This is a genomic window from Kitasatospora sp. NPDC057512 (assembly GCF_042802135.1).
In the GTDB taxonomy this organism is placed as follows: domain Bacteria; phylum Actinomycetota; class Actinomycetes; order Streptomycetales; family Streptomycetaceae; genus Kitasatospora.
In genome coordinates this window covers 1-10,567 of record NZ_JBHVET010000253.1, presented here as the reverse complement: position 1 = coordinate 10,567, position 10,567 = coordinate 1, and the positions used below count along the sequence as shown (strand labels likewise).

Sequence of the window (10,567 nt, the reverse complement as noted above, 5' to 3'; positions counted from 1 at the left end):
GCGTTGGGGTGCGTGCATCGCAAGGCGGAGGAGGGAGCCACTGCGGAGCATTGGCGACCGACGACAACGCGGCGAGGTGCGTGCCCCGGCGTCGCCCCGCAGACGCGAGTTCGAGGACAGGCCCTATCGACAGCCGGCCGGTCCCACCCAGGTCGGGCTGGACCAGGCCCACTGGTCGTTCACCTGCCGCACCCTGACGTGGTAGAAGTCCCCGTCGCCGCCGGGGCGTTCGTCGGTCAGCTCGAACTCGGTGGTGGTCTCCCGGTCGGGCACGGCCCGGTCGAAGCGGTAGGCGCCGGAGACGAACCCGCCGGTGAAGCCGGTCCGCGCGCCGGCCAGCAGCTCGCCGACGGCGTGGGCGGCCTCGACGCCGTTCACGACGGCGACCAGCCTGGTCCGCTCGTCGCCCTCGATCCGCAGTGAGAAGCCCTGGGTGCTGTCGGTGGCGGTGTTGGGGTTGCCGTCGGTGACGGTCCGCAGCCGGACCTCGCCCGGCCCGGTGCGCTCCCAGTGGGACGGCCGGTAGGTGTCCGGCTCGGCCTCGGCCGGTGCGACCGTCTCCGGGCCGCGCAGCCGGGGCTGGACGTCCAGCAGCCGCCCGCCCTCGATCCGCAACTCCACGTCCCAGTGCACCGGTTCGCCGCGCCGGCCCCAACCGACGGCGAAGCCCAGGGTGCCGGTGAAGGTGTCCGCGGCGGCGGCGCGGGCGAGGAGTTCGGGGCGGCTGACCCGGTGGACGGGGACGCCGTTGCGCAGCAGTTCGACGTGGTCGAGCGCGTCCCGGCCCCGGACGGTGACCTGGATCCGGCGCCGGTCGGCGGAGGGGGCCTCGGCGCCCATCGGCGCGCCGTTGACGGAGGTGGCGAGCAGGATGCGGTCGCCGGTGATCGCGTAGGTTCGGCGCTGCTGGACGGCGGTCCAGATCCCGTCGCGGGTCAGCTCCGGGGCCCAGACCGCGACCCGGCCGTGCCCGTGGCTGCCGGGGAAGGCGCTGTGGTGGTCGGTGGAGCCGATCAGCCCGAAGCGGTGGCCCAGGCGCAGGCCGTGAACGGCCGTCCCGGCGGCGGCGCGCGGGCCCATGGTGTGCAGGTAGTTGCGCGGCGCCTCGTCGGACTCGGCGCAGCCGTGCATCGACACCATCTCCACCACCGGGGCGAACTCCTCGGTGTAGGAGGCCCAGTCGATGCCGCGGCGGGCCGGTCCGTAGCCGATGTGGTGCGGCAGGGCCCAGGTCCGTACGCCCTGCGCGGCGAGCTCCCGCAGCCGGGCGCGCAGTTGCTCCAGGTCGGCCGCCCGGATGATCTCGCCGCGCGGGCCGTCGAAGTACACGCAGTGGTCGCCGTAGGCGAGGCTGTGCCACTCGAAGGACTGGAAGGTGACGAAGCGGCCGTCCTCGTGGGCGGCGGCGGTGACGTCCTGGACGTGGTCCCAGAGCCGGGCCAGCCGGGCGAAGCCCTCGGTGTGGTAGTCGACCAGGCTCGCCAGTTCGGGGGTGCGCTCGGGCAGGTCGGGCCACCAGCCGTGGCCGGTGACGCTGGCGAAGTCGAGCTGGAGCCGGGCGTTGGCGTAGGCGTCCTCGATGCTCCCGTGGCCGTAGCTGATGCCGCAGTGGTTGTGGAGGTCGCCGACGTACAGGCCCAGACCGGCGTAGCCGGGCGCGTCGGTGGTGGGGGCGGTCATCGGGGCGGGGGCTTCCTCGGGTCGGGGTCGGCGATGTTTGATCGACTCTGAGAAGAAGCTAGCCGTGATCTCCGGGGGCCGGTCAAGGCCTGACCGTTCGGTGTCGTGCGATCGCCATCGGGCGAAACATCGTCTTCACAGAGATCCGGCAGGTGGGAGTGGGAAGTCGCAGGCCAGCCGTACGGGCCGCACGCACCGCGAGACGCTGGGACTTTTGATCGATCTGATAGAAACTCTTCTCGTCCCCTCCCGACCCCTTCGAAGGACGGTCCCGTGCCGCACCCCGCCGCCCTGCCCGCCGCGCCCGACCTGAGCGCCTCCCACCTGGTCCGCGCCCCCGAGCGCCCCGAACCCGGCTACTGGGCCGGCTGCCCGGGCGTCCGGTACGAGCCGGACCGCGACCGCTTCCTGCTCACCTACCGCGAGCGCCGCCCGCGCGGCACGGCGGGCGGGCCCGACCGCGGCTGGCGCTGCGCCGTCGCCGAGAGCACCGACGGCATCGCCTTCCACGACCTGTGGTCCGTCCGGAGCGACGAGCTGGGCTCCCCCTCGATGGAGCGCCTCGCCCTGCTGCGCCGCGACGGCGGCTACCTGCTCCACCTCAGCCACGTCGACCCGGCCGACAACCGCTGGCGCATCGACGCCCTGAGCGCCGACACCCCCGAGTCCTTCGACCTCGGCGCCCGCACCCCCGTCCTGACCGCCGCGACCACCGGCACCGAGGGCGTCAAGGACCCGTACCTGCTCGAAACCGACGCCGGCGTCCACCTGTTCGCCACCGTCTCCCGGGCCCGGCCGTTCACCCCCGAGGAACGGGCCCGCGCCCATGCGAGTGCCGACATCCACACCACCGGCCTCACCGTCCAGCCCACCGCCCTCGCGGTCTCACCGGACGGGCTGCGCTTCACCGCCCCGCCCGGCCGCGCCGCCGAGGCCCTGGACGTCGGCCCGGCCGGCGCCTGGGACGCCTACGAGTCCCGGATCACCGCCGTCCTCCCCGACGGCCGGGGCGGCTGGCTCGCGCTCTACGACGGCTCGGCGGACGCCGCCGGCAACTACGAGGAGCGCTGCGGCCTGGCCGCCTCCACCGACCTGCGCGCCTGGCACCGCCTCACCCCGGACGGCCCCTGGCTGGACGTCCGGTACGCCGATCTCGTCTCCGCCCGCGACCGCTGGTACCTCTACTACGAGCAGACCCGCGCGGACGGCGCCCACGAACTGCGGGTGGCCGTCCTGGACGAGTTCGCCGGAGTCCGCCCCGACGGCGGCCCGGTGCAGCCCGCCCGCGACTGAGACTCCCGGCTCACGCGCCCGCGGCGGCCGCCTCGGCGAGGGAGTCCAGCACCGGCCGGACCAGCGGGTGCCCGTCGGCGCCGGCCCGGACGGCGGCGAAGACCCGGCGGGTGGCGAGCTCACTGTCCACCGGGCGCACCGCGACCTCGCCGAGGTCGACGCCGCGCAGCGCCGAGCGCGGCACCAGCGCCACCCCGAGGCCCGCCGAGGCGAGCGCGACCACGGCCCGGAAGTCGTCCGAGGAGTGCAGCAGCCGGGGCTGGAACCCGGCGTGCTCGCAGGCCAGCAGCACCACGTCGTGGCAGGGGTTGCCCGGGTACGGCCCGATCCACGGCTCGTCGGCCAGGGAGGCGACGGCCAGCGGGCCGGGCTCGGCGGCCAGCCGGTGGCCGAGCGGCAGGACGGCCTCGAAGGGCTCGGCGTACAGCGGCACCCGGGTCAGCCGGGCGTCGTCGGCGCGCGGGGCGCCCCGGTACTCGACGGCCACCGCGAGATCGGCCCGGCCGTCCAGCACCATCGGCAGGCTGGCGTCGCCCTCGGCGTCCAGCACCTTGAGCCGCACCCCGGGCGCGCGCCCGGCGAGCAGGCCGACGGCCGGGGCGAGCACGGAGGCGATGGCGGTCGCGAAGGAGGCGACCGTCACCTCCCCGGAGACGCCCGCGCTGTACGCGGCGAGGTCGGCCTCGGCGCGCTCCAGCTGGGCGAGCACCACGTCGGCGTGGCCGAGCAGGATCTCCCCGGCGGCGGTCAGCCGCACGCCCCGGCCCTCCCGGGCGAGCAGGTGGTGGCCGGTCTCCTGTTCCAGGGCGGCCAGCTGCTGGGAGACCGCGGAGGGGGTCAGGTAGAGGGCGGCCGCCGCGGCGGTCACGGTGCGGTGGTCCGCCACGGCCCGCAGGGTCCGCAGCCGTCGTGCGTCGATCACGGACCAATTCTGCCAGCGCGGCACGGCACACCCGACCGGAGCACAGTTCCGCCGGAGCCGCCACCAGCCGTGCGGGCCGGACCGGACGGCCCCCGTAGGGCTCCCGGACGGCTCCCGTACGGCTCCCGTACGTCGACCGTCCGCCCCGTACGGCGGGACGGTTGTACCGGCGTGGGAGATTTCGGCCGGGTATTTCCGGACGAGATCGCTCCTGTCCGTTGACCGGACACCCGCGCGGCGCTTGGCTCTTCCCCAACCGGGCCACGGGGGTGTCCACGGTCCGGCACCGTCATCAGGGGAGGATGATCCATGACCACCGCACGCACCCGCCGCCGACTGGCCCGTACCGCCGCCGTCCTGGTGGCCGTGGCCGTGGCCGGCGCCGCGATGCCCGCCGCCGAGGCCCGCCCGCCCAAGGGCGACACCGCCCGGATCAGCGAGACCGCCAAGGGCGAGCCGCTGAACGGCACCTCCCTCGCGCTCGGGCTGAGCGGCGACGGCCGCTACGCCCTGTTCTCCTCGGCGGCGACCAACCTGCTGCCAGGCGGCGCCGGGGTCGTGGGCGACGTCTACGTGCGGGACCTGCGCAACGGCCACACCGAGCGGGTCAGCGTCGCCGACGACGGCTCCGCCCTGGACAACGGCAGCAACGACGCGGCGATCAGCGGCGACGGCCGGTACGTGGTGTTCAGCAGCTACGCGACCAACGTGGTGCCCGGGCAGCCGAAGCACCCCTCCGACGTCTTCGTCCGGGACCGCTGGACCGGCCGCACCGAGCTGGTCTCCGCGGGCGACGGCGTCTCCGGCGCGGGCGACGACCAGAGCATCCGCAACGCCTTCAACGCCGCCATCAGCGCCGACGGCCGCTACGTGGTCTACGCCTCCGACCGCACCGACCTCGCCCCCGGCGTGCACCGCGGCAAGTTCAACGTCTTCCTCACCGACCGCTGGACCCACACCACCCGGGTGGTCAGCACCGGCGCGGACGGCACCCCGGCCGACAACAACTCCTTCCGCCCGACGATCAGCGCGGACGGCACCGTCATCGGCTTCACCTCGCGGGCCGGCAACCTGCTCCCGGCCGAGCAGACCCCGCCCGCGCTCGCCGCCGCTTCCGCCTCGGACTCCGCCGACGCCGCGGACCTCGCCGAGGCCGCGCGGGCCCCGCGGACCGCCGCCGCCCGCGCCGAACTGGCCGCCATCCGCGCCTACCCGTACTACGTCTGGGACGCCCGCACCGGGAAGATCACCGGCACCAGCTACAACGAGGCCGGCGAGTTCGTCAACAGCGGCAACGACGGGCGGATCAGCCCCTCCGGCCGCTACGCGGTCTACACCGTCTTCGAGGAGGGCGGCCGCCCCGGCTCGCACGGCCGCCACCAGGACGTCTACGTCCGCGAGCTGGCCACCGGCACGACCACCAAGGTCAACAAGCCGCTGTCCGGCGCCACCCCCCTCGACTCCTCCTACGACCCGGTGATGCCGCTGAACGACCGCTGGGTGTACTTCGTCTCCGACGTCGCCGACCTGGTACCCGGCGACACCAACGGGCAGGCCGACATCTTCCGCACCGACCTGCGCAGCGGGCACACCGAGCGGGTCTCCCTCGCCCACGACGGCTCCCAGAGCACCACCTCCGCCGCCTTCCCGCAGGTCGACGCCGACGACACGACGCTGCTGTTCAGCGCCCAGGACGGCAACCTGGCGCCCGTCGTCGACAGCGACCTCACGGACGTCTTCCGGCGCCGCCTGTGACGGCCTGACTCCCTTGCCGGATACGCCCGTTGGCGTATTTCCCGGCGGGATCACCCCCGGCCGTTGACCACCGGCCCTCCCGACGGTTGGCTCTGCGAAAGCCCGCCGCCGGGAGGGAGCCCGGCCGGGAGATCCCAGGGGAGGAAGACCTCATGCCCACCGCACGCACCCGCAGGTGGCCGGCCCGGACCGCCGCCGTGCTGGCCGCCACCGCCCTGGCCGCCGGCGCCGCGCTGCCCGCCGCCGAGGCCAGGCCGCCCAAGGGCGACACCGCCCGGATCAGCGAGACCGCCAAGGGCGAGCAGCTCAACGGGGACTCCGTCGCGCTCGGGCTGAGCGAGGACGGCCGCTCCGCGCTCTTCGCCTCCGCCGCGACCAACCTGCTGCCGGAACCCGGCACCCCGAACTCCGACGAGGTCTACGTCCGCAACCTGCGCAACGGGCACGTCGAGAAGGTCAGCGTCGCCGACGACGGCTCCCCGCTGAACGCCCCCACCACCGACGCCTCGATCAGCGCCGACAGCCGGTACGTGGCCTTCAGCACCAGCGCCACCAACGTGGTGCCCGGGCAGCCGAAGCACCCCTCCGACGTCTTCGTCCGCGACCGCTGGACCGGGCACACCGAACTGGTCACCACCGCCGCCCTGCCGGGCGCCGAGGACCAGAGCGGCTTCGGATCCACCAGCCCCAGCATCAGCCGGGACGGCCGCTACGTCGCCTACGTCTCCAACCGCACCGACCTCGCCCCGGGCGCCGTGCGGCGCGGCAAGAACAACATCTACGTCACCGACCGCTGGACCCGCACCAGCCGCCTGGTCACCGTCGGTGCGGACGGCGAGCCCGCCAGCAACTACTCCCTCGATCCGATGATCAGCGCGGACGGCTCCGCCGTCGCCTTCACCTCCCGGGCCGCCAACCTGCTCCCGGACGCTCCGGCCGCCCCCGCCGACCCCGGTGCCGACGAGACCGGCTCCGACGCCGGGTCGCCGGGAGTGACCAGCGGGCCCATGCACCACCCCTCCTACGTCTGGAAGGCCGACACCGGCACGATCGTCGCCGGCAGCGTGGACGGCACGGGGCAGCTGAGCGGCAGCAGCGACGGCCGGATCAGCCCCGACGGCCGCTACGCCGTCTACAGCGTCGCGGTCTACGGCACCGGCCTGCCCGGCCACGGCGGCGTCCGGCTGGACGTGTACGTCCACGACCTGGCCACCGGCAAGGTCACCGAGGTCAGCGCCGGCCTGCCGGGCACCACGGCGAACGGCTCCTCGTCCGGCGCCGTCATGACGTCCGACGACCGCTGGGTCTACTTCCACTCCTCCGCCGGCAACCTGCTCCCCGACGACGTCAAGTACCAGACCACCGTCTTCCGCCGCGACCTGTGGACGGGCCGGATCGAACGGGTCAGCCTCACCCGGGACGGCGCGCCGAGCACCTCGTCCTCCTACGGTCCGTACGTGGACGCCACCGGCAACGCGGTGCTCTTCACCGCCGGCGACGGCGACCTGGTCCCCGGGGACACCAACGCCGCCCCGGACGTCTTCCTCCGCCGCCTGTGACGGCCCGACCGTCGCCCGTGACGGCCTGACCGCCACCCGTGGCGGCCCGACTCCCGTACGGCATACGACCGGTGGCGTATTTCCGACCGAGATCGCCGCCGGTCGTTGACCGATCATCCGTACGACGCTTGGCTCTCCTCCAACCGGGCCGCGGGGGTCGTGGGCCCGGGACCGCCACCAGGGGAGGACGATCCATGACGCACGCACCCGCCCGACGCCGGCTCGCCCGCGCCGCCGCCGTGCTGGCCGCCACCGCCGTGGCCGCCGGCGCGGCGCTGCCCGCCGCCGAGGCCAGGCCGCCCAAGGGCGACACCGCCCGCGTCAGCGAGACCGCCAAGGGCGAGCAGCTCAACGGGGACTCCGTCGCGCTCGGGCTGAGCGAGGACGGCCGCTCCGCACTCTTCGCCTCCACCGCGACCAACCTGCTGCCGGAACCCGGTACCCCGAACTCCGACGAGGTCTACGTCCGCGACCTGCGCAACGGACACGTCGAGAAGGTCAGCGTCGCCGACGACGGCTCCCGGCTGAACGCCCCCACCCGCGAGGCCTCGATCAGCGCCGACGGCCGGTACGTGGCGTTCACCACCAGCGCCACCAACGTGGTGCCGGGCCAGGTGGCGCGCGCCGGCGACGTCTTCGTCCGCGACCGCTGGACCGGGCGCACCGAGCCGGTCACCCCGGGCGGGTCCGCCGACGGCGGCGCGTTCTCCGCCGAACCCTCGCTGAGCCGGGACGGCCGCTACGTCGCCTACGTCTCCAACCGCACCGACCTCGCCCCGGGCTCGAACCCGCGCTACTTCAACGTCCTCGTCACCGACCGCTGGACCGGCACCACCCGGGTGGTCACCGCCGGCGCGGACGGCGAGGCCGCCAACAACTCCTCCTACGGTGTGACGATCAGCGCGGACGGCTCCACCGTCGGCTTCAGCTCCCGGGCCGGCAACCTGCTGCCGCAGGACCCGCCCACCACCACCGAACCGGAGGACGGCACCGACGCCGGCACTCCCGGGCTGGCCCGCCCCCGCTTCTACCCGTACTTCGTCTGGAAGGCCGACACCGGCAAGGTCTCCGGCGCCAGCGTGGACGACCGGGGCTCCCTGCGCGGCACCAGCCTCGGCCCCCGGCTCAGCCCGGACGGCCGCTACGCCCTCTTCGGCCTGCCGGTCCGCGTCGGCCGGCCCGGCTCCAACCGCTTCCGGATGGACCTGTACGCCCGGGAGCTGGCCACCGGCCATCTGACCTGGCTCAACGCCTTTCTGCCCGGCACCACGACCACCGAGGGCGCCCACTACCCCGCCATGACCTTCGACGGCCGCTGGGTCTACTTCGACTCCAGCGCCGACAACCTCGTCCCCGGCGACACCAACGGCGTCAGCGACATCTTCCGCCGCGACCTGAGGACCGGGGCGATCGAACGGGTCAGCCTCACCCGGGACGGCGGGCAGAGCACCACCGGCTCCACGGCCCCGTTCGTGGACGTCGCCGGCGACACGGTGCTCTTCACCGCCGGCGACGGCAACCTCGTCCCCGGCGACACCAACGCCGCCGCAGACGTCTTCCTGCGCCGCCCGTGATGGCCTGATTCCCTTGCGGTATACGTCTGTTGACGTATTTTCAGCCGAGATCACCCGAGGGCGTTGACCCCCCTGCCCTCCCGACGGTTGGCTCTGCGAAAGCCCGCCGCCGGGAGGGAGCCCGGCCGGGCGATCAGAGGGGGGAAGACCTCATGTCCCGTACCACCCGGACGACCCGCAACCGGTGGCTGGCGGGTGGCGGCGGCATCCTGGCCGCGGCCGCCGTGCTCGCCGTCACCGCCGCCCCGGCCCAGGCCGCCCCGCTGCCGCGCGGCACCACCCAGGTCAGCGTCGGGCCGAACGGCACGGCACCCGACAACCAGTCGACGGCCCAGGGCATCAGTGCGAACGGCCGCTACGCCCTGTTCACCTCCCGGGCCGCGAACCTGCTGCCCCAGCCCCCGGCGGGCTGGAGCAACGCCTACGTGAAGGACCTGCGCACCGGCCGCCTCGAACAGGTCAACCTGTCCGACACCGGCGAGGCGCTGAGCGGCTCGACCGACCAGGCCGGCATCAGCGCCGACGGCCGCTACGTCGTCTTCGAGAGCGAGGCCGAGAACGTGGCGCCCGGCGCGCAGGTCAAGAACCGCACCGAGGTGTACATCAGGGACCGCAGGACCGGCCGCACCGAGCTGGTCAGCGACAGCCCCACCAACACCGACGCCGACCAGTACCACGCCTCCTACAACGCGCAGGTCAGCGGCAACGGCCGGTACGTCGTCTACGTGTCCTCCCGGAAGGACCTGGACCCGACCGTCGCGGAGCCGGAGCCGGAGCCCGGTTCCACCGCCGCTCCCTCGCTCGCCAGGCCCTACACCTGGAAGATCAACGTCTACCTCACCGACCGCTGGACCCACACCACCCGGCTGGTCACCCGCGACTACAACGGCCGGCCCGGCGAGAACACGTCCTTCCGTCCGACGATCAGCACGGACGGCCGCACCATCGGCTTCGGCTCCAGCTCCGCGCTGCTGCCGTCCGAGGAGACGCCCGCCCTCGCCGCCTCCCCCGGCGCCGCCGACGTGGACCTGCCCCCGGGCGCCGAGGCCGACCGGCCCGCCGGTGCGCAGCCGCTGCTGGCCCGCCCGACGACCGCCACCTACTACACGTACGACGTGGCCTCCCGGAAGATCTCGCCCGCGAGCTACGACACCGAGGGCAAGCTCACCAACGCGGCCTTCGACGCCACCATCAGCCCCGACGGACGGTACGCGGTCTACGCCCTGCCCGAGCCCGGCGGCTCGACCGGCGGCCACCGCTACCACACCGTGCTGCACGTCCGGGACCTGCGGACGGGCACCGTGACGCGGGTCAGCGGCGGCCTGCCCGGCACCAGTTCGGTCGGTTCCTCCGGCCACGGCTCGATCACCGCCGACCACCGCTGGGTCTACTTCTCGTCCGCCGCCGACAACCTGGTGCCGGGCCCGCAGCACCCCGGCTGGGACGTCTACCGCCAGGACCTGCGCACCGGCCGCACCGAGCGGGTCGCCACCGCACCCGACGGCTCGCTCGGCAACGGCTCGTCGAACAGCCCGTTCGTCTCGGCCGGCGGCCGGACCGTGCTGTTCGACTCGACCAGCGGCAACCTGGTCCCCGGCGCCGACGGCCCGGCGGCGGAGGAGAACTCCCAGGTGTTCGCCAAGCCCGCGGGCCGCCACCAGGGCCTCGACGGCGCCCGGGACGACGACGGCCAGGGCGCCAACCTGGGCGACGACGGCCAGGGCGAGAACGAGGGCTGGGACGACTGACCGGCCCCGCCCGGGAACCGCGACGGGGGCGGGACG

At 74.4% G+C, this 10,567-nt stretch carries 7 protein-coding genes; 5 read left to right on the top strand and 2 right to left on the bottom strand.

The features are described from left to right. Positions 1-123 precede the first annotated feature (123 nt). Positions 124-1,680: a DUF3604 domain-containing protein gene (locus ACFU6K_RS18260; protein WP_380664184.1), complete on the bottom strand. Its 1,557-nt coding sequence runs from the start codon at positions 1,678-1,680 to the stop codon at positions 124-126. Between the two features lie 273 nt (positions 1,681-1,953). Between ACFU6K_RS18260 and ACFU6K_RS18255 the strand changes: the two genes are divergently transcribed. Next, positions 1,954-2,973, top strand: a complete 1,020-nt coding sequence (locus tag ACFU6K_RS18255) for a hypothetical protein (RefSeq protein WP_380664182.1) — start codon at positions 1,954-1,956, stop codon at positions 2,971-2,973. A gap of 10 nt (positions 2,974-2,983) precedes the next feature. Here the strand turns inward: ACFU6K_RS18255 and ACFU6K_RS18250 are convergent, their stop codons facing one another. Next, positions 2,984-3,895 carry a LysR family transcriptional regulator gene (locus ACFU6K_RS18250; RefSeq protein WP_380664180.1) on the bottom strand — a complete coding sequence of 304 codons (912 nt, stop codon included), beginning with the start codon at positions 3,893-3,895 and terminating at the stop codon, positions 2,984-2,986. 309 nt (positions 3,896-4,204) lie between these two features. On the opposite strand from ACFU6K_RS18250, the gene ACFU6K_RS18245 reads away from it, so the two are divergent. The 4 genes from ACFU6K_RS18245 (at position 4,205) to ACFU6K_RS18230 (ending at position 10,531) form a co-directional block, all read left to right on the top strand. Continuing rightward, on the top strand, positions 4,205-5,650 hold the full coding sequence (locus ACFU6K_RS18245; protein WP_380664178.1) for a hypothetical protein: 1,446 nt from the start codon (positions 4,205-4,207) through the stop codon (positions 5,648-5,650). Positions 5,651-5,802: 152 nt separating this feature from the next. Further along, the gene (locus ACFU6K_RS18240; protein WP_380664176.1) at positions 5,803-7,209 is read left to right on the top strand and encodes a TolB family protein; all 1,407 of its coding nucleotides are present in this window, start codon (positions 5,803-5,805) and stop codon (positions 7,207-7,209) included. A gap of 194 nt (positions 7,210-7,403) precedes the next feature. Further along, the gene (locus ACFU6K_RS18235; protein ID WP_380664174.1) at positions 7,404-8,783 is read left to right on the top strand and encodes a hypothetical protein; all 1,380 of its coding nucleotides are present in this window, start codon (positions 7,404-7,406) and stop codon (positions 8,781-8,783) included. Positions 8,784-8,935: 152 nt separating this feature from the next. Next, positions 8,936-10,531 carry a TolB family protein gene (locus tag ACFU6K_RS18230; protein ID WP_380664172.1) on the top strand — a complete coding sequence of 532 codons (1,596 nt, stop codon included), beginning with the start codon at positions 8,936-8,938 and terminating at the stop codon, positions 10,529-10,531. Positions 10,532-10,567: the final 36 nt, after the last annotated feature.

What these genes read in the sequence shown, in the direction of transcription:
- ACFU6K_RS18260 (WP_380664184.1), bottom strand. Translation starts at nt 1,680, where the DNA reads ATGACCGCCCCCACCACCGACGCGCCCGGCTACGCCGGTCTGGGCCTG.
- ACFU6K_RS18245 (WP_380664178.1), top strand. Translation starts at nt 4,205, where the DNA reads ATGACCACCGCACGCACCCGCCGCCGACTGGCCCGTACCGCCGCCGTC.
- ACFU6K_RS18240 (WP_380664176.1), top strand. Translation starts at nt 5,803, where the DNA reads ATGCCCACCGCACGCACCCGCAGGTGGCCGGCCCGGACCGCCGCCGTG.
- ACFU6K_RS18235 (WP_380664174.1), top strand. Translation starts at nt 7,404, where the DNA reads ATGACGCACGCACCCGCCCGACGCCGGCTCGCCCGCGCCGCCGCCGTG.
- ACFU6K_RS18230 (WP_380664172.1), top strand. Translation starts at nt 8,936, where the DNA reads ATGTCCCGTACCACCCGGACGACCCGCAACCGGTGGCTGGCGGGTGGC.